The sequence below is a fragment of the Aeromonas ichthyocola genome (assembly GCF_046087985.1).
GTDB classification, from domain to species: Bacteria; Pseudomonadota; Gammaproteobacteria; order Enterobacterales; family Aeromonadaceae; genus Aeromonas; species Aeromonas rivipollensis.
Genome location: NZ_JBJSWH010000010.1, coordinates 43141 through 62507, shown reverse-complemented (window position 1 = coordinate 62507; position 19367 = coordinate 43141). Strand labels below are relative to the sequence as shown.

21 protein-coding genes are annotated in these 19367 nt (G+C 48.4%); 4 read left to right on the top strand and 17 right to left on the bottom strand.

The window, feature by feature from the left end:
• Positions 1-45: 45 nt before the first annotated feature.
• On the bottom strand, positions 46-630 hold the full coding sequence (locus tag ACF2JD_RS21660; RefSeq protein WP_128343576.1) for a single-stranded DNA-binding protein: 585 nt from the start codon (positions 628-630) through the stop codon (positions 46-48).
• Between the two features lie 162 nt (positions 631-792).
• Positions 793-1242: a hypothetical protein gene (locus ACF2JD_RS21655; RefSeq protein ID WP_103828344.1), complete on the bottom strand. Its 450-nt coding sequence runs from the start codon at positions 1240-1242 to the stop codon at positions 793-795.
• A 762-nt stretch (positions 1243-2004) separates the two neighbouring features.
• Between ACF2JD_RS21655 and ACF2JD_RS21650 the strand changes: the two genes are divergently transcribed.
• Genes ACF2JD_RS21650 through ACF2JD_RS21640 form a run of 3 tightly spaced genes read left to right on the top strand, consistent with a single transcriptional unit; the run spans position 2005 to position 3537 of the window.
• A complete protein-coding gene (locus tag ACF2JD_RS21650; RefSeq protein ID WP_103850987.1) occupies positions 2005-2424 on the top strand; it encodes a CFI-box-CTERM domain-containing protein in 420 nt (139 codons plus the stop codon).
• A complete protein-coding gene (locus ACF2JD_RS21645) occupies positions 2421-2921 on the top strand; it encodes a CRISPR-associated protein Cas4 (RefSeq protein ID WP_103828346.1) in 501 nt (166 codons plus the stop codon). The genes ACF2JD_RS21650 and ACF2JD_RS21645 overlap by 4 nt, the downstream gene beginning before the upstream one ends.
• A 7-nt stretch (positions 2922-2928) precedes the next feature.
• The gene (locus ACF2JD_RS21640; protein WP_103828347.1) at positions 2929-3537 is read left to right on the top strand and encodes a hypothetical protein; all 609 of its coding nucleotides are present in this window, start codon (positions 2929-2931) and stop codon (positions 3535-3537) included.
• 76 nt (positions 3538-3613) lie between these two features.
• On the opposite strand, the gene ACF2JD_RS21635 is transcribed toward ACF2JD_RS21640, so the two are convergent.
• The 4 genes from ACF2JD_RS21635 to ACF2JD_RS21620 all read right to left on the bottom strand — a co-directional run bounded on the left by ACF2JD_RS21635 (position 3614) and on the right by ACF2JD_RS21620 (position 8292).
• Positions 3614-5032, bottom strand: coding sequence for a conjugal transfer protein TraG N-terminal domain-containing protein (locus ACF2JD_RS21635; protein ID WP_158656473.1), 1419 nt, complete (start codon positions 5030-5032; stop codon positions 3614-3616).
• Positions 5033-5079: 47 nt separating this feature from the next.
• A complete protein-coding gene (locus ACF2JD_RS21630; protein WP_103828349.1) occupies positions 5080-6603 on the bottom strand; it encodes a conjugal transfer protein TraG N-terminal domain-containing protein in 1524 nt (507 codons plus the stop codon).
• Entirely contained in the window at positions 6603-6890 is a 288-nt protein-coding gene (locus tag ACF2JD_RS21625) for a hypothetical protein (protein ID WP_103828350.1), read from the bottom strand. Before ACF2JD_RS21625 ends, ACF2JD_RS21630 begins: the two co-directional genes overlap by 1 nt.
• A gap of 61 nt (positions 6891-6951) precedes the next feature.
• Positions 6952-8292, bottom strand: a complete 1341-nt coding sequence (locus ACF2JD_RS21620; protein WP_128343567.1) for a hypothetical protein — start codon at positions 8290-8292, stop codon at positions 6952-6954.
• 146 nt (positions 8293-8438) lie between these two features.
• Between ACF2JD_RS21620 and ACF2JD_RS21615 the strand changes: the two genes are divergently transcribed.
• A complete protein-coding gene (locus tag ACF2JD_RS21615) occupies positions 8439-8756 on the top strand; it encodes a hypothetical protein (RefSeq protein ID WP_103828352.1) in 318 nt (105 codons plus the stop codon).
• A 310-nt stretch (positions 8757-9066) separates the two neighbouring features.
• Here the strand turns inward: ACF2JD_RS21615 and ACF2JD_RS21610 are convergent, their stop codons facing one another.
• The 11 genes from ACF2JD_RS21610 to ACF2JD_RS21560 all read right to left on the bottom strand — a co-directional run bounded on the left by ACF2JD_RS21610 (position 9067) and on the right by ACF2JD_RS21560 (position 19120).
• Positions 9067-10077, bottom strand: coding sequence for a TIGR03756 family integrating conjugative element protein (locus ACF2JD_RS21610; protein WP_158656472.1), 1011 nt, complete (start codon positions 10075-10077; stop codon positions 9067-9069).
• A gap of 58 nt (positions 10078-10135) precedes the next feature.
• A complete protein-coding gene (locus tag ACF2JD_RS21605; protein ID WP_158656471.1) occupies positions 10136-10618 on the bottom strand; it encodes a DUF1525 domain-containing protein in 483 nt (160 codons plus the stop codon).
• A 181-nt stretch (positions 10619-10799) separates the two neighbouring features.
• Positions 10800-13763 carry a conjugative transfer ATPase gene (locus ACF2JD_RS21600; protein WP_103828355.1) on the bottom strand — a complete coding sequence of 988 codons (2964 nt, stop codon included), beginning with the start codon at positions 13761-13763 and terminating at the stop codon, positions 10800-10802.
• 9 nt (positions 13764-13772) lie between these two features.
• Complete coding sequence (locus tag ACF2JD_RS21595) at positions 13773-14219, bottom strand: hypothetical protein (protein ID WP_134695604.1); 447 nt, start codon at positions 14217-14219, stop codon at positions 13773-13775.
• Positions 14173-15696, bottom strand: coding sequence for a TIGR03752 family integrating conjugative element protein (locus ACF2JD_RS21590; RefSeq protein ID WP_134695603.1), 1524 nt, complete (start codon positions 15694-15696; stop codon positions 14173-14175). The genes ACF2JD_RS21595 and ACF2JD_RS21590 overlap by 47 nt, the downstream gene beginning before the upstream one ends.
• Positions 15693-16625 (bottom strand): TIGR03749 family integrating conjugative element protein, encoded by a 933-nt coding sequence (locus tag ACF2JD_RS21585; protein ID WP_103828357.1) that lies wholly within the window; start codon positions 16623-16625, stop codon positions 15693-15695. The genes ACF2JD_RS21590 and ACF2JD_RS21585 overlap by 4 nt, the downstream gene beginning before the upstream one ends.
• Positions 16625-17278 (bottom strand): DUF2895 family protein, encoded by a 654-nt coding sequence (locus tag ACF2JD_RS21580; RefSeq protein ID WP_103828358.1) that lies wholly within the window; start codon positions 17276-17278, stop codon positions 16625-16627. The genes ACF2JD_RS21585 and ACF2JD_RS21580 overlap by 1 nt, the downstream gene beginning before the upstream one ends.
• 2 nt (positions 17279-17280) lie before the next feature.
• Positions 17281-17679, bottom strand: coding sequence for a DUF3487 family protein (locus tag ACF2JD_RS21575; protein WP_103828359.1), 399 nt, complete (start codon positions 17677-17679; stop codon positions 17281-17283).
• A 10-nt stretch (positions 17680-17689) separates the two neighbouring features.
• Positions 17690-18031, bottom strand: a complete 342-nt coding sequence (locus tag ACF2JD_RS21570) for a DUF2976 domain-containing protein (protein ID WP_103828360.1) — start codon at positions 18029-18031, stop codon at positions 17690-17692.
• Between the two features lie 55 nt (positions 18032-18086).
• Positions 18087-18461 carry a DUF2976 domain-containing protein gene (locus ACF2JD_RS21565; protein ID WP_440988144.1) on the bottom strand — a complete coding sequence of 125 codons (375 nt, stop codon included), beginning with the start codon at positions 18459-18461 and terminating at the stop codon, positions 18087-18089.
• A gap of 281 nt (positions 18462-18742) precedes the next feature.
• A complete protein-coding gene (locus ACF2JD_RS21560) occupies positions 18743-19120 on the bottom strand; it encodes an RAQPRD family integrative conjugative element protein (RefSeq protein ID WP_103828363.1) in 378 nt (125 codons plus the stop codon).
• Positions 19121-19367 lie beyond the last annotated feature (247 nt).

The following is a 19367-nucleotide window of genomic DNA, read 5'->3' as shown; positions in this document are numbered from 1 at the left end:
TCGACAATGCGAGGCTGGTTGGTGTTGCCATTTCAGGCTGGTTGGTTAGGGGCGACGACTACCGTCATATTGCGGCTGCCGGTGTCCATGCTGTTGCTGGGAATTAGCCTGATGTTGCTGGGAATTTCCCCAGTGTTGCTGAGGTTGCTCCTCCCAGTGTTGCTGGGGTTGCTCCTCCCAGTGTTGCTGGGGTTGTTGAGGTTGTTGCCGGCGAGAAGTTTGTTGAGGTCTTTGAGGCTGCTTACTCTGCTGAGGCCGCCCTTGCGGATTATTGGCAAAGCCGGACTGCTTCAAACAAGCTATTGCCTCTGCCGGCATGTGTACGTTGATACACGCCACCTTAACCTTGAGCCCTGAACGGGATTCCCCGCCCTGCTCCCAAGATTCAAAGACAAGCTTCCCTGAAATTTCAAGATAGTCCCCCTTCTTGATAGCAGGGGTTTTTTCCCCGGAAAGCTCCACCCGAATGAACTGGGTGCGATCTACCCACTGTCCAGATTTGGGGTCCCGATAACCGTCATCAATTGCGATGGTTGCCGGGCCATACGGTCCATATTGACCAGTCCGGATGTCGGCATGGCTCACGTAGCCGCCAAGCCTCACTTCGTTTATCTTGTTGTTCATTCTCATAGTCGAAATCCTATGTGGTTGATGTTGGGTGGCTTTACGCCTGCGACTTAAAACCCCTATCGCTCTTTGCCAGTTGGCAAACCATCTCAGGAAAAGCTTGCTTTCCTGAACCGATTCACATGACTGAATGTGATAAGAGGCTGCCCTTGGGCAGCCTCTTTGTCACATTGGACGTGGTTGAGGGAAATCTTGTTCCCGTGAGTATTCAACAGGCTGGTACGCCAGCTGTTCCTCTTCAATTTCATCTGAGCTTTGGGATTGTACTTTCATCCCTGCAGCCTGGGCACGCCAGCTAGCCTCTGCCTGAGCAGGTCTCGCAGGTCTCGCGGCCTCTGTTTTGGCTGTTGCACCGACGACCCCTGCTGCACGAAGACGTTCCTCAACAGCGGTCTCTACTGCTGTTTTAAAACGAACTTCCGACAACTCATTACTAAACTCTTTTTTGATGATGTCTGCAGCCATTGTGGCGGCTTCCGCCATCATGGCTTTTTTGCGATGGCCATCCAGTTCGCGCTGGTCAGCCTCAGTGCTTTTGAGCAGTTGTTCCTTCATTCCGCCGGCAAAGGCGAAAACGAGAATAGCCAAGAATCCCAAAACTATGATGGTTTCCATAATGCCTACCTTAAAATCTGGCGTGAGCCTAGTTAAGAGTTAACCTGTTGGTTGGATTTTTGTACGTGATGCCAAATGGCTGCTAGATGGTTACACGGACTAGCTATTCAGGCATGTTGCCCGAAATTCATCATGCCGATACGACCAAGTATGGGTATGTAGAATCAGGGGAACCTGCTAGATGCTGATGTGTGAGGGGATGGTGTGTGCAAGCCCCTGGTAAGGGGACTTGCGAATCACCAAGAACGAATATTGGATTTCGTGGCGTGGGATAAAGTTAGGGATCGCCATACAGCAATCACAGGTTTAGAAATCTGCCACCCGGCGATGCAGCAGGCAGAGAAAACGGCAAGTTCGCCAGCAAAGGTTATGTCCATGATTTTTCCTGTGACGTCGTGGGTACATCAAACCACTCAGAAAGCAGTTTGATGTACCCACGACAGGAAATTGGACGTTGGGATCTGTCAACAGACAGGGCGACTTGTTTAACCCCTTGGTCGCCTACTACTGCAGGGCAGCAATTACTTTATAATCTCGCACGTTGATGGAAAATTTACAACCCCCAGCGTGTTCACTACTATCCACGAGCGCCTTCACTATGCGGTCCAGGTGTCGTTCTCTGTAACCCAACCCAGTGAGGCCCTCGCTCCCCGCCAACCAGGGATCTCTCAACAATCGCCCACCTTGCGCTTGCACCCTGTCAGGTTGCGGTAATATGGAGCGGTAAGTCCTTACGCAGATAATGAGATGAGGGTAGCCGGAATGAACGACAAGAAACTGGTGAGTGCCAGCAAGATCGGCAAGATGGCATGGTGTCCACATGGAAGCAGCCTACAAGAACAAGGGGTCATTGCGAGTGCTCAGAGCCAGGCTAAGGCTGACTATGGCACAGCAAGTCATGAGCGTTTGACCGCTGCGGCAATAGAACAACAAGCACAGGACCAACGCTGCTTCGTAGCTAGTTATGCACTGGGGCCAAACCATGCAGTAACACAGCAACTTCGGGATTGGCGAGATAACAATCTGAGCCATCATCACCTTGGCCGCATTTTCATCAAGACCTACTATGCGTTGTCACCATTCACCATCAAGCTGCTATCACCCCTTCCGGGTGCACGCACTGCAGCTAGCTCACTGGTCCTGGCGTTTGCCCGGATGGTGGCAGGAAATGAGGATGCATGATGATGGCATTTCTTATTGCTTTCGTGGTCTTTGTCGCACTGTTGTACCTGGCTGGGCGCAGGTCACACAGGACTAGTTCACCTCTCGGGGTTAAGGGCAAGATTATATATGCTGACCAAGGCCGAAAATCGAAGCTGTTCATAAACAGAAAGTACGGAATCACTGCGAAACCTGACTTCATCATCACCACCCCGAACGGTGAAAACATGATGGTTGAGTACAAGAGCCGCACAGGCCGAGTTTACCAGTCTGACATTGTCCAACTGTTGGCATCCGTCCTAGCGGCTCGTTCAGAAATGCCGATCCATCGAGCAGTAGTCGTAACCAAGGGAACCCGGCGTGAGATAGAGCTGGGGAGCGACGAACATATTTTTAGGGAAATCTCAAAATTTGTTTTGTTGGCTCGACGAGCTCAAGAAGGTGAGATCATCAAGATTTTTTCTTCTCATCCAGGAGTATGTCGAACCTGTTCGGTTGCAAATAGCTGCCAACGTTGATAGGGGGATGATGAAAGTGATCAATCAAATATGCACAAGTGCCTTGACTTGGGTTGAACGAAAATCTGGCAATTTGATGCCTGTTAATGGACCTCTTGCAATTGCCTATGTGGTCTACCAACTCGCAAAGTCCACAGAGCCTAACTACAGCGTCAATCAAATTCAATTGGTCTCAGGGCTGTTCACGGTAACAAGTCGCCATGGTGGGTTATCGTTCAGTGTCTTGGCCGGCTGCATTATGCTGCTTAGTATCGTGGCTGTTGCTAAATTTTGCCGTAGTTTACGTTGGCCAATGCTCGGCGGCAGGGTGTCCATAGCTGCAGTTCTCCTGCCTGCTCTGGTTGCTTGGTGGGTGTACGCCTTGTTCTATTGGCAAACAAGTAGCGGGGATCAATTCATGCTGTACCCAGCGTTGTTTGGTATCTGTTTTACAGTTTTGTTTTTGGCATTCAAGGTACCGTTCGTTACCATTGTTGTTGGAATTTTCTCGGCCATTTACTTGAGAAACTCAAGCACATTCTCAGCAGAGCATGATGCGGGGAGGTCTGAATCAGACAGAGCAGAGGCCGAACTTGAAAACCAATACGATTGGCATAGAAATGGGGTAGATGACTAAGCCGCTATCCAACGGAAACGACAATGGGGCCGCAAGGCCCCATTTTTATACCGTTAACATTTCTGGTATTTCAACGTTATTTCATGAAAGAGGCTCCCACTTTCGTGGCTAGTCCGGCCCCCCCCTTTGCCATGGACGCCAGTTTGCCGACGTTCCCAGATGTTCCACCAAAGTCAGCACCATGGGATCCAACCCCAGGCATGACAACCTGTATGCCAACCAGCCCCAGGATGAAGAACCAGACCAATGGCAAATACGTGTAAAGCTGAAGAGCTGCTGCACGAGCGTATGTTCCATTCGTGGATACGGTCGCAAATATGACATCAACCAGACTGCCCACCCAGGTTGCCAATGACACGATGGCAGTCGTGAACTCAACCCCGAAATAGAGACCCGCAAGCAGCAGAGTAACTTTTATGTCGAAGCCTCTAAATACCAAGATGATGGGTATAACCATTAGTAGAATCATTTGCACAACGGCCATCTGAATCGGGATAGACTGACGAAACACGATCGCGTCTGGAGCGTTGACAGCATTCGCAACTGATGTTGTAAATGCTGCGATCATCTGAGCAACTTCGCTATCCTCATTGTTGGTTCTGGTACCCATACTATCTTCAACAACAATTTTTCCGCCTGGTAATTGGAAGGCATCGCCAATTGCTCTTTTGGTGCTACCAATCATCTCACCTGCAAGCCGATATGCGATCTCCTGCTCGGAGAGATTATGCTTCTCCGCCATCTGCTTTAGCATGACAGGAAAGCCCTCGGTTTGATTTAGGCGCTGCAAGCTGCTTCCCATCAAATGAACGAAGGCTTGATTGCACCCCAGAATTGTTTGGCCGCCCGAGTTATCACCAGCCAGGCCCAGGCCGGAGGCAACCTCACTATTAACGAGAACCACACTCCCTTCTTTCTTGTACTGAGCGATGAAATCAGGATGGCCTATCCACCAGGTTCCATCAAACTTAGAGCCTTGGGACACTTTACCGGAAGCGGGTGCGAGACAACTCTTGCCCCACTGTTGGGCTAGTTCTCGATCTTGTGGGTTGGTGAAATTTGCGGAATTCACGTTTGAATTTATAGCAGCGATGTCCTCAGCGCATGGTGTTGTCGAGATAACCACGTTTGTGGTGATACTGGAAAAGTCATGCACTGCTGCCCAAAACATTGGTGCCTTGGTACTCGAGCTATTGAAATTCCCCACCATGCTAATTACTGAGTTTGTTGGATTTGGCGCACCAGGATCAACACACGAATTTGCAGGACGTGTGGCGATATTACTTGTAACATCCACCACTGGAATAAAGGCCAGAATAAACACAGTAAAAATGCCGAGTAATCGCTTCCTTAGAAATTTAACCGCTAGCTCACCGGCATTTCCTTCATCATCCCCTTGGGTCATGGCTTCAACTATAGACTGGACTATAGCCACAAAGAATGGGGCATAGACTAGGCCACTTATACATAATGCTTCAACTACAACATCCATCATATGCACCCCCATCAAGAGGGTGTACGGATCAACCCAATGGTTTGCGATCATGATGATTTTCCGCCTGACTTCATGAATGACTTGCCGGCGGAGTTTGCCATACTTCCCGCTTGTTGCTGGATGCGAACGCTTGTATTGAGCCCATTGCTTACGCTCTGCTCCACTCCTTGAGAGGCACTTCCTATCATCTGGCTGCCACCCTTAATGCCTACATAAGCCATGAGTGCCATCCACAGCTTTGGCAACAAGTCATAAGAGGTGTAACCAACCCTGGTCAAGATGCTCTCTTGCAGCCCAGACACGAATGTTGCAGAGCCCGCCCCAACCCCACCGTTGATGCTTGAATAGAAGAATAAATTGAGGGTATTATCCATCCAGGTGGCCAGGTTTACAAAAACCAACGTGAATTCAAGCCCGAAATATGTTGCGCTAATTGCAAGGGCAGTTTTTATATTGAAACCAGAGAATACCAACAAGATGGGCGTGGCCATAATAAGGGTCATCTGCATCACACAGATCTGAATCGGTGTTGTATTCTTCAACACTATCGTGCCCGGCGCCTTTAGCAAATTTCCAACCGCTGTCCCTAACCATCCGATCATCTCTTTCATGTAACCAGAAGCACTGTCTGGAGCAACAGAATGATCTGTTTCGCCTGCGAATAGATTGGTAAGTTGGGCGCTTGTTTGTGGTTGCACTTTGGCTACCTTCGACATCGCCAACTTCTTCTCTGTATCTGAGTCTTGTGAAGCGTTAATCAATATTTCTAGAGACCCTTGCGACTGGTTCCTTGCAGCCGAAACTGCGGCAGCCTCAATGTGTTGGTAAGCGACATCGCAATTTAGCCTTACTTCACCACCTTCAGATAGCCCAACCGGCAAGCCTGCTGCGATCGCGGACTCCCTGCTTATTAGAACCGTATTTTGCTCCTTCTTATAAAACTCACGCATTGACTGGGAGCCCGCCCAGGTAGAGTCATCAAGACTTCCTCTACGGGTTGCATCACCAACTGCAGGGCTGAGGCATGCACGTTGCCAACTATCTGCAATGGTCTGGTCATAACTATTCTCAAGATTTGCCGCCTGAATATTAACAGATGCCATCTGCAAATCAGCAGCACAAGGAGTATTGGCAATAACTGTGTTTGTGAATGTTGAAGCATAGTCATGAACCGCGAGCCACCAAACGGGTACTTTGGTGTAACCGCCTTGAAAATTACCCATCATCATTTGCTGATTTGTTGTTGGAGGCGCCTGGATTCGCTGATCTCCATCGCAAGAATAATTGCTTATGTTGACATCAAATCTCATCTGACTGTTCGCCATTGGAACGAAGGCGAGAATAAACACTGGGAAAATGATCAATAGTTCTTTGCGGAGAAATTTCACCGCTAATTCACCGGCATTACCCTCATCCACGCCCTGAGTCATTGCCTCAACAATTGATTTAACGATCGCAAAAAAAAATGGTGCATAAACCAATCCACTGGAGCAAAGTATTTCAGTGATGACTCCCATTGAGTGCACACCCATCATAAGCGTGTACGGTTCTATCCACTCATTTACAATCATCAGAGTGCCCCATGCATTATTTCAACCGTAGTGAACGCTACAGCCATTAGGATTTGACTTTGCCACAAAAATTTCTTCCCCTCTTTGGTCAGCACCTTTTTTGTTGCACGCTCTATTATTTTTGGGAGCGCAATTATTAGGCTTGGAACTATTATCCATTTTGCCACGGTGGCCCAACGGGAAAACTGTTGCCAAGCCTCGCTCTTCGTGTCCACGAGAAGAATCAAAAATATCGAACAAAGCAGCACTGCAAGTATATATATAACAAAAAGGAGGTATTTTTTCATTTCAGCTCCAGGGATTTATAGAGAAAGCAACGGATATGCCGTTGCTTTCTACTGGGAAATATTAATTTGCAGTGCCAACAGGTAATTCATTTGTTGGCGTTCTGTACGAACCAGGCTTGTTCTCCATATTTGCTCTACGCAGAATGTCTATCTGAGCACTGCCGGCGAGCTCTTTCTTGAAGCGAAGTTCACGCTCAAGTAGATCCATCTCCTGGATAAGCAGGGCCCTCTTGTGGAGTGCCTCAGATCGAACAGCTTCGTTGTTCGTCACGCTTTCATCCCGTAAACCAGCGTCCATGATCCGCACAGAGTGAAGAAGTTTTTCATATGTGTTGGCCATAGAGATATCGGTCGCTAGCGCCGCCACATAGGCAGCTTGTTCTGTCGGGTGGATTTGCTTTATCGCAAGCAACAGATCCCGGGTCACCTTAATGCTTGATGTTGATGCGCTTTCGAGATCCTTGGCAGTGATGCTAGAACTAGGGCGCCTTGCAAGATCCAGTAACTTGGAATTGGTTGCATCGAACTCCTTGGCGTATGCGGCTTTTGCACCGATGCCTCTATCCTCTTCACGAGGTGAAGCGTCACTGTCGGTATACATCCTGGTTTCACCCACAACATCCGAGATGAAGGTGTTGGCCTCCCGAGGTGACTTGAATACGGCCCCCATCCCCATAGCGTTAGTAGCTGATGTAGGCAAGGGGGAGCTATCGGTCGCAGCACGTCCAGCCAACGCGTTGAACCCGGCATATGAAGTGTGTTCTGTTACCTTGATCGGTTTACCAATCATCCCTCTCTTCTCGACACCGAAGTCAACGCCCTTCTTGCCGTCGTCATAACTCCGCCCGGCCGAGCCATCCTTGAAGACGAGATCCTTTAGCTGATAGTTTCCGTTTGCGTGCTTCTTGATGGCCTCCGCATATTCCTCACTCACCGTGAGATTCTTGAGAGCCCCAGCAGGCAATGAATCGAAAACTCCTTGCTGCATCTCCTGGCAAGTCATTACGTTGGCATTGAAAGCATCTGTGGCCGTCATACTGCCTGACATCAACATGTCATAGACATCAGGATTTGCTCTCTGAATAGCCATCCCGATGAGGCTAGTGGGATTCACTGCAGCCATCAGTTGGCCTACCAGTGATGACTGCAGCTGTTTGAAGGCGCCGGAGTTGAAGCTACCAAGCATCTCACTGTTCAAGCTCATAGCAGAACACGACAGATCAACATTCCAGCCGGCAGAAGCTTTGCTGAATGGTTCGGTCGATGATGGTGCATCGATGGGCCGGCCACCACCAATCCGCTGATTTATAACCGCTCGCTCATCAAACTGTGCAGCCCAAGTGGGCCCACTGAACAAGGCTAGTAGACAGGCCACTGATAGAATTCGTTTTTGCATCATCATCCCCAAGTTCATGAAACAGCCTATTTTAACTTGCTTGACTCAGAGAAATGGGGTGCGCAAATGGACGTGGATTATCCGCCACACCGGAAGTTGCATTGGCTCGAGACCGTGTTAACGTGGACCCAGTTAATTGAAGGAGTTGTTTTATGGCTCAAATCAAGCTTCCAAAGCCTATCTACTACGATGATCTGAAGAATGCCGATACCGGGCATGAAATGTTCAGCTACCTTGTATTGGCGGCCGATCATTACCAAGTGCCGATGAATTGGGACATGAGCTACCCAGAGATGGCGAAAGCGATCCAGGGGCAATTGCAGGCTCTAGATCTTGATACGGCCGAAGCATCTGCACAGGTAGAAGGGATGTATTGCATGATGGAACTGGTCGCGTTGATCAATCAAAAGCAGCCAGGGGATAGCCAGGCTAAGCAGCGGCATGTTCAGAGAGGTGCATTCAAAAAGTGAAGAACCCTGAACCCAGCTTGGACCGTGAGGCTGTCATTTCTGCTATTGGCGCATACATCAAGTTACGAGGGTGCAATGAGGTGCTTGCGTCGCGTAATCTTGAGATGATTGTGACTCGTGTTACCCCTTTTGTTGATGAACCCGATGCCGTTGCCCTGATCGTAAAATTCATGTCGATTCGGCACACTTCCTCTACTCGCATGCTGACCGACATTTACGACCTACTGTCTACAAAAGACTGGCAAGTAACGATAGGCTCCTTTATTTCAGGTTCCCAATAATTGAGAAGGCCCCTTGTGGGCCCTCTTCGTTAAATACGGTATAGGAAAGTTCCTCTCCTGGCACAACACTCATACCGTCGCCAAAGTGTGTAGAGGTAGTTATGGGTCGGAGAGAAGTCATCTTCACTGTACTTGAATTCCTCGCTCGAATCTGCTGGGAATGCCTTGCACTCAGTCTTCCCGCGTGGATAGTTTCTTTGCCATTTGGCCGTTTCAGCATCTCCTTCACGGGGTGGGACTGGAGCCCACACTTTCGCAGAACCAGCAGTGTCAGGTAATTTTTGATAGATGTGGGCATTCAATGATGTGACAATATCGGCGGCCCGTTGGGCGATTACCGTTGAACTGATATATCTGTTCGGATTAACGATTGACCCAATTCTGGGGAATATGTACCCGAAACGTTCACTCGACTGAACTATATCTCCATACCCGCCGAGTGCGCTTCCTACAGTCCCGCTCAGTGCATCACCACTCTTTGCAAAGATCTTTCGATTGAAGTTGGATGGAAGCACTAATAAAGGAGCTTCCAGAAGTCCCATCCGCCATTCCGGATCAAGAGTTGAAACGAAGTATGGGTTGAACGGCATGACATCACTATTACAGAATCCCGACAGACTTAGCATGCTTCCCACGATGTCCCTGAAACCGAGCAAGGCTGGGTTTCCATAAACATTCGTATCGAAGAAGTTCTTATTCGTTGCAGTACCAGTAGGCGAACCGCGGACACCAGTCCCAACATCGAAACCGTGATTCAGACCCCTTGCCAGTGGATCGGTAACTTGTGACATTGGTTTCGTCAACCAGGTGAGAGGGTAGGCCTCCCTATTTGATACTGTCTCTACTATGACATCTGGGTTGTAATGACTGACCACACTAGATGTTCTGACCCGACAATACGGGCCGGCACAGTGAAGCCAGAAGCACACCCCTTTGATTTTGTAGTCGACACATGCAAGGTCCATTGTGTCCGCTATTAGATCGAAGATTTCGACCTTCTTATCACCATCAGGAAGAGTGCTATTGGCATCTATGGCCATCGACTTTCCACTTATGACCATTAAGCACGAAATAGCAATCCGCGCGCCTAGAGATAATTTATTCACCATTCCCCCTTGTCGAGCCGTTCAACTCTCCGCGGCTGCGCGTCTTTTCAAAGATCGAGTAGGCCTGTAGAGGATCGAGGCCATACACTATCCATTTTTTATTAAAAACAACTGCTGGTACCTTCTCTACATTCAGAGAACGAGCCAACGTCAAAGACTCTGCAGTAGACGCATACTTTTCCAGGACACTCATTTTACTTAGCTTCGCGAACCGTTTGGTGGCAATTGCAGCAGCCTCCGCTTCAGAGGCTGGAAGCCCGGCACTCAATTCCATCTCAAGCTTGTAGATTTCATCTATCTGTCGGATGTGCACTGGTACTATCAACTTTTTAGCCAGTTGAGCACTTTCCACGTCATATCGAAGGCCATCCACGGTAAACACATCTACTTGAGTAACCTGAACTTCAGTAGCTTTAGCTTGCGAGTTCAAAATCGGGATCAGGAAGGTGAAAGCCATCAAGCTACGTCTTATCATCTGCCGCGCCTCCATGCCCTTCCAACCTTCCCCATGCACATCAAGGGGTGGACCGTTTCGCTGAACTCAACAATTGCAGGTTGCCGATAAGAGTTTCTAGCATCGGGGCCTCGGTTCAGGGGGGCTGTGTGCTTCAGCCTGGCTCTATCCCAGACGGTCGCGGGACATCTTACCGGCGTCATCAGGAAGCCTCCTGTAGGCGTTGAGAGCGGCATACAGCGTCAGAGCTGCGAGGCCTGGTCTTTAAACCCCGCTTGCGGTTTAGTTCTTGGGCCATCATCTCTGCTGCTTGGTACTGGGATGACAACCCATACTGTTCCATCAGGGCTCGACGTTCGTTCTTTTCGTTCGGGTCTGTCATGGCCAGAGTCAAGAATATTGATGGCGGCACCTGGCGAACCAGCATCTCGCCAACGGTCTTGGGGTTACCCATCACAACACCCTCTGTGTAGGCCCGCTGCTGCTTAGAGCAGCTCAAGATCATAACTTTCTGCTCAGGGGTTAGATTTCGGTACTTGCTAAGGTCTTCCACCTCTTTGTATTCCATATTCAGCAAGAACCACCACTCGAATAGGCCAAGCACCTTCTTGATGTCATCTCCTTTGGAGAAATCCTCGACGTTCTGTGTGGCCAACAACATCCAAAGCCCAATTTTTCGGGCAACTTTTACAGCAAACGCAATTTGATACCCAAGAAGGGGGTTACCGGTGTAGAGGTGAGCTTCATCCACGATGTTCACGACATCACGGCGTTGGCTTTGTGTCTCTTCCGCCTTGTTAATTACTCTCTGCATGTAGCCAATGTAAGCAAGAGCAAGCTGAGCTGGATACCGATCCGAACCGTAAACTCCAACATCAAGCACTGTTACATCGGCATCAGGCCAGGGCTCGCCAACGGTGTTGAACATTCGAGCATCAAGCTCGCCAGTGCAGTACATCTCGAGAGAGGCCGCTAGTTCCTTTAACCGGGTCCGCTGGTCAGGCTCCAGCTTGACCTCTCGTTCCGCGATGTCGAGCATTGCCTCTCGAACATCCTGAGTCAGCGTTTTTTTGCCATCACGAAGACTCTTAATCCCTGCAGCTAGAATGGCTGCTCGCATAAGTGCCTTATCCAGCTGAGTGATTCGGGCGAATGCTTCCATGTTGCCGCCTGTCACCATGATGTAGAGAGACTGCTCCATTTCACCAAGGGGATCCCGTGGTGCATCATCTTCATCTTCGTCCACTTCCTCAGCCGGCGTCTCATTCTGCGCAGCCATTACTGCTGCCTTAGCTTTCGCCTTGGCTTCTTCGATTTGCTTCACAACTTCGCCGGCATCGAGGAATGGACAGAGGGAGAACTTGGCAGATTTGTTGATCCGCATGTAGTTAACCGTCAGGCCGTGCTGTGCGAAATATTCACTCAACAGCTCAAACGACCCACCTTTATCCAAGATGAATAGCCGCGGTCGATGCACTGCCATCACAGAGGCAGCCATATAGTTCAACGAGGCTGATTTACCTGAGCCTTGGGGTCCGATAACCACACCATGAGCAGCACGCACCCGGTCTTTGCCAAACATGTCTAAGGTAAGGGGCTCCCCCCCTCGATTCCATACCACGAGCCCTGGATTCCCAGTTCCCTGCTCGCGCCCAAAGATCGGGCACATGTTGGCTAAATGCTGGGAGTAGTAGAGTTGCATGTACTGGCGCTTCGTATCCAGCTCAGGCTGGAAGCAACCAGGCAGGTGAAGCGGGTAAGATTCCGTGATCAATGGGTCTGTGGAAGCGTCTAGCGCCATGACTCCGTTGGAGAGGAGGTTGTTTTTTAGCGACTTGCATCGGTCCTGCAGCTCAACCAAATTTTCTCCGCGAACGTATACGCCCTGCGAGGCATAGAATACGTCCTGATCGTTCTGACGCTGAAGTTCGACTTCATTAAGAGCCTGCTGGGCTCGTTGCGCTTCCTGGGTCTCACCTTTTTGGGCCGAACTCAAGCTCATGAGGTGCGAATCAATTTTCGTGGGGCTGACGAAAATAATTGTCTGAACAAGCATTGCCCCGGCCGGGACAGAATCCATTAGACAGCTCGAACGCTGATTTTTACCCGTACCCTTGGAAACCTCACCAGTCAACTGCCCCATATCCGGAGCCTGAGTTAGCCCCTTAAAACGCATGAATGTATGTGGCATATCATCAAACCACCAACACCCATTGTCAGGGTCAGATATAGGCTCAGAAAATAAAACACTCTCAGCCAGATTAAATCCGTATGGCTTGTCATTTTTACGCTTAGGGTAGCCTACCAGCCGATATAGGGCTTCACGATCACCATTGGTAATAGGAGGGTTGGGGTTAAACCAATCCGTTAGCCACCGAAAAACAGTCTCGCCATCTAAGCGGCGAATCTTTACGCCAGAAGATGACAATAAGTGAGAAAAACGATCTGCAACCTCGTTGATGTCATTTATTGGATCGAAACTTGCCGATTCAATTTCTAACTTCGAACAGCGTCGGTAGATAACGCAATATGTGCGCCGCATTTGGCCACGCCATTGCTTGCCAGTGACCTGAACATCTTTAAAGATCCCCTCCTCTTGGTTAACACCACGAAAGTGCTCCTCGAGAACATCAAGAAACTGTTCTGTGAATTGAGTGTCACGAACTTCTTCATGAATAGAGGAATATATCTCATCGACATACCTATACAAGTCATCGTCCTTCCATGAATAAATTTGAAGAACCCAGTCAGAACCTCCGTGAGCAATCCCAAATGCTTGCTTGAATGCGGCTTGAAGAGTATTCCTAAGCTCTGCAATTTGGTCTTTGGAACGCCCCTCAGTTGCAATTGGAGATGCAGCAAATACTACTGCTTGAGAATAGCAATCTTCAAGCATAAAGGTTTTACTTTCTTCTAGGTATTCGGTAATTGAAAGCCTATCGGCAAAGCTATTTGGATTACGTCTATAATGTGACTCAACCAGTTTCTGTGTGACCGGCCCAAGCTTTCTAGCAAAGGATGGCTTACGAGACTCATCAACATAAGCAGCTTCTTTGGATTCATGGTCAACTTCGGGTCGTTCATTGCCGTATTGAAGCCTATTCTTATTAGATGACTTATTAGCTTGTGGAATAAAAATATCTTTAATATCCTGAAATATGCTCACAAGTTCACCTTAATCTTTATATTGCTGATTATCTGCCGCAACTTTACTCTGGTCATACCGAACATCCATTAACGGATATAGTTCACCAGGTAGAGCATACTCGTCACGTTCAAACATTTTTGTTTCTGTAATATATGCAGGGACCGGAGAGCGTCCTTTACCGGTTAGGTGAGCAGGAACAAAAATATAAAGCGTTGGGTTAGGGAGAACCTGATAACGTGGTTTTGGTGAGTTGTGCAATTCATACACATCAATGTCAGGTTGGACTCCAGCCATCTGAGGTGTCGTCATAATGCGATAATCACGTGCACCAGCGCCACCACCCATGGTCTGCTCAAACACCATTTCAGCAGTGATGTCAGATTTAGGAATTACATCTTCCTTACTGGCACAACCAGCAAGGATGGCGTTAATCAAAGCCACGATTGTTACTGTAGTGATTCGTTGGTTGAACATGGGATACCTTGCGTCCTTTTTTATCGTAATCGATGTCAATTTGGCTGGTCAGATGGATTTCAACTCTGGTTCCAGGAGGTACGTAAACAGCGTCATATGCCCCTTGCTGGCGCTCAGCAAGAGCATCCGAACCAGATTGGACCCCCTTTCCGACACCTTTTCCAAGCATGTAGTTTATGCTGTTACTTTCGCCGACAATCGACGAACTCGAACTTCCATCAGTATTCTTTGTAATCTCCGCTTGCCCATTCGCAAAAGCTTCGGCCGCTCCAGCAATTGTGTTTATTCCCATTGTCTGAGCTAGATATGACGGTAAGTTAGTAATGTACTTGCCTGATATGCAAGGAACACCCTGGTAATCAGCTAAATATCCTAACCCACCACCATCTTCCTTACCTTTGCTAGCAACCGTGCGAATGGTCCCATCAATAAAGGTGTAGGTGACGCTATTAATCTGTCCATATAGACATTTCAGAGTGTAGTCGCCCCTCGCCAATCCAGAGACAACCATCCCTTGAAGGTTAGGAATCTTGATACCGTTGGTGGCCAAGTTTTTTTGACCTACGACAACTTTGAATGGGAATGGATCGGTTACTTGATTATTGAGTGGCACTCGACCTATTAACGCAGTGGCGCCTACAGAACCGAGAAAACTTGCGTTCTCTGGAATTGTATAAATAGGAACCAAGCTACTCTTCTTCTCATCATCTGAGAGTGCCATAAGGTTTGAATTTGCATTCCTTGATGTGTGCAAATTCCGATACCCGGAGCCTTTAAATTTTGGGTACTTGAGTACGTCTTTCCCAGTCTGTTCATCAGTAGCTCGCTGCGCATCAGAGGGAATAATCCAATCCACACCCTCGTCACTATCTGCAGGTAGTGATGTAGAGCCAACAGATTGTGATCCGCTGCCATTCGGATTAAAGAGGTTAGGTACTGCTGGTAAGTCAATAGATTTTCTTACATTACCTGCAGGCGCTTCATCTTGTCCCAACCCGAAATCTCTCCCGGGTTGGGCTCGTTCTGGGTAAGGGTCCACGACAGTCTCAGTCGCCACCGGCTGCTGTGGCTCTGAATTCTCATTGGGTGACAGCTTCGACTCAAGTTCTTCAATTTTTTGCTTCAGAGCTATAACCGTCGGACTATCGGCCTCCACGGGCGGTGCAACAGGAAGAGCTGAGTTCCTTGAATTGGACTTCCCTTCTTCCACCTGTACTAGGCGAGTGCTCAAATCTGTTACAGCTTTAGCCAAAGCCTCAACAGATGTTTCCGGGGTATCCGCTTCAGCACCAAGGCGTGTGTGCCTGCGTTCAATTTTAACCTTACCCTCACCCTCGCCTTGCTCCGCTTTAAGGGTGTCAGCATGGTTATTCTCTGGAGCGGTGAAGGCCGTATATCCAACTACGATGGCTCCCACTAACATAACGCCAGCGCCGATTTTTAGCATTGGGTTTTCCCCTACCATTACACCACTCATCTATTGCTCCCCAGGCGACCATTCTGATTCACAGCAGGTTGTGATGACGCCACAGGAGCCCATGGAGCAGGGCTTTCATACCTGGAGTCACTGAAGGGGCGATCGGAGATTACATAAAGCATGGTAGTGTCCCCAGGAACGTTATTCTGATTCAGCTGGATATGTTGTGCCGCCGCATACGCATATTGCATATTCAAATGGAATGGGTTTACCTTGACCGGTGCTGACTTGCGGTTAACCAATTTGATAGCGGTTAAATACTGGCCGGAAGTGCTTTGCCAAGCTGCGATTGGAGTCACATCGAAAATACCATACGAGGTATCGATAAATAGATCTCTCATATCTTCCGCACTATTTAATGCTGTACGATTCAGTCTTGGTTCATTGGTTCGTAAACGAGGCGGGGCATAAAATTCCCTGGCTGCGAACTGGATCATTTCCTCTGGAGAAATGGCCGCATCACCAGATGTGTCGAATGGTGTACCAGCGAGGGGGTTTTCAACAACAGGAGCCGACTTCTGCGAGTCAGCACCAGTTCCTGAGCCGGCCTCTGCTACAACACCGGTTCCGGCCTCAGACCCTGGTACGGAGATCAACACTTCATCGAGTGGAGCGCCTGCACGTGGCACTGCAACGAGCTCGAGTAACACAATGTCACCAGAATCATTCAACTTCACCTTCACTTGTGTCGGAGCAAACTCTTCTTGGGCTGTCAAATATAGGGTTCCCTGCATACTGTCCGCATCAAGCTTATCGGCGAGCGAGCGAGGGCGCCCGAACACAACATGGTCTGGGAAATGTATAAGGCGTTGCTCCCCAACTTGCAGTGGGATCTTGATCGGCTTGCTACGCCATTCTATTGGCTCTACAGCAAAAGCTGAGCAGGACATAACTAGCGCTAAGCTAGATGCAAGGAGACATATTTTCATCACTGCTCTCCCCCCTCAAACTCAATCCGAAGAGGTTGATTAATAGCTGTGATTCGCATGTTGAATGGGTTGCAGACAGATCCAGAATTGTCAGCGGCAACACGAACGCGATAACGAAGAGCGTGATCTTTTACCTGAGTTCCCTCTAACGATTCGATTAGACGCAAGTCTAAATCAACATCCCAAATACCTGCACCAACTGAAGACACTGATCCTTCTACATCCTTTAGATCTGTAATTTCGCTTAAGCGGCGAGTTCTATTTGCAGACTGACCATCGCTAACACGGAGAGCGTGCAATGCGATCTGTTCGCTTTTCACATTCTCGGATATATAGCAAGCGTACCGGTTCAGATTGTCTGGCATTTCCTTGTCGCCATTCGTTTTCCAATAGTTTATTGACCTAACAACTTCACTTGCGAAAAGGTATACATTGGGCTTAGGTATTGTGTTGCTATCAAACTGTGCGCCGGCCGATAAATCAGGTGGAATGTGAACGGTAATATCATTCTGACGGACCGCACTTATGACCATCTGCGCTATCAGAATGAATAGTAAAACTCCTGATATAAGCTGCCAGTCCTTAACTCTGGCATCGCTTCTATCCAATGCATTTCTCGCCCTACCTTTATTACGACCAAACACATTGTTCATTATTACTTCCTTACCGGACCAATGTAGTTAATGTTTTTTCGTTTTGACAGACGAGTGTCCCACTTGATTTTATCTGTCATCATCCCGTCAAATTTCATCCAGCCGCGTTTTTGGGTGTACCGTTTTAACTTGAGCCACATCAAGGGACCGTGCCTCTTTTTGGCTGACTCAATCTTCCCTGCTACAAGGGGGATTACGCCAAGGCTTACAATCATCCCAATAACAAAACCAATTAGCCCCTCGCTAATAAGCACTGAAAATATAACTGCACTTGTGCTACAACAGATCGCAATTGCCGTACATGTGACAATTAGCAACTCATCAATCGTTAACCCTTTCCATAGCGCAGGCTTTTTATCAAGCCGCTCTAAGGTTGTCTGTATAGTGTGCTCTCGCCCCATTTTCACAGCCTTAAAATATATTAAGCGCTATAACGCCAAGTGATATCCCAAGTGCAACCAAAAGCGCACCGGCCACGATATTACTTACCAGATCACGCCAAGTAACCTTGCTACCTTGCTCGCCGATCTGGTGATACTTTTGCCATGCGTTCTTCGCAACAGTTAACAACAGAGCTACGATGAGCAGCATGACTAAAAGGTTCACGCCCAATAAGAAAAGACTGATAACAAGGTCATGTGGCTGTTCAACGGCGCCATTTCCATTAGGCGGGGTTATTGTTGGTATACCCACAGCGAAGGCAGGAAAGGAAATCACTGCAAGGCTATAAGCCTGCACACTAAGCCTTTTCATTTACATACTCCCAATTTAATAGGCAGGTAATACCTGCCTATTATAAAATGTCGAATTAGCTAATTGCGCTCGCACCGAAAACACCAACCGCATAGTTGGCCATAGCAACACCAAGGCAGATCAGTAAAGCCCCGGCGACCAGGTTGCTCGCCAAGTCACGCCAAGTCACCTTACTGTTCTCTTCCCCTAGTTGGTGGTATTTTTGCCAACCGTTTTTCACAACAGTGATAAACATCAGCGCAACCAGTAAAAAAGCAATGACCGTAAGCCCCCATTTAAAGAGGTTTACTATCAAAGCAAATGGATCATTGCTTGCCGAACCACCTGGGGCATTTATTGTAGGCAGGCCAACTGCATGAACCTCACCAGTCATGAGAGCAGCCATAAAACATACCCCCCTCAATCTATTACTAACTTTTTTCATTGGCATCCCTATACTCCTCAATAAAATTTATTAATGCACTATTGCCTTAACAATCAGCAGGATCAAAGCGCTCAATACTACGGCGGTAATAATTGCCTTAAACATTCCATAATATGTTACTTTGTCTGTCCCCAATCCTTGATAACAGGCATAGGCTACGAACAGAATAAATATGAATGCAGCGGCGTACATACTGCCTTGAAGCAGAATTGATGTTTGGCTGAATGTGGAATTAGCTCCGACAGCAGCCATGCATTGAGATACATTTCCACCTGAACAAGATGCGCTCATTTTTTATACCCCATAGGTAATGCGCGTTCGCGAGACAAATTTGCGTCCGGCCGGGGTAACGCATGCGCTCTTTGGTAGTCCGTGTAGCCACCATCCAGGGGGACTATGGCTGCCGGATCCATAGGCGCGGAGAGGTATTGCAAGATCCCGTCTTCGACGGTGTTTAGGTCGTCACGAATGCTTCGATACTCCATTCGCAACCGGCTTTGGTTGTTCATGCCCGCGCTCTCAGCTTCGACGAGTAACTTGTTTACCCGAATCAACTGCTCACGTACACGGCTCAGGATCTCACGTTCTTGCCACGCATCAGCTACCGATGCTGTTGAAAAAAGCGCCAACATCCCAACACTGATCACCGTCTTAAACAATCTCACTCAACACTCTCCATTTGCTTGGATCCGTGGCACCGTAAAGAGCCAGGTCCCGTTGGTGCGGTCTTTGAGGCGTGGCATGTTTGTCAGTTAACTATCCACAATGGGATTCTAACTCGGCGCTTCAGGATAAAATGAGCGCTTAAAATTGGGGGGGTTTTCTAGCAGGGGCGGCAAGAGCTTTGGATGCTTCACTTCTTAAGGGGCTATCAATAAAAAAGGAGGCCTTGGCCTCCCTCATTTCAAACTG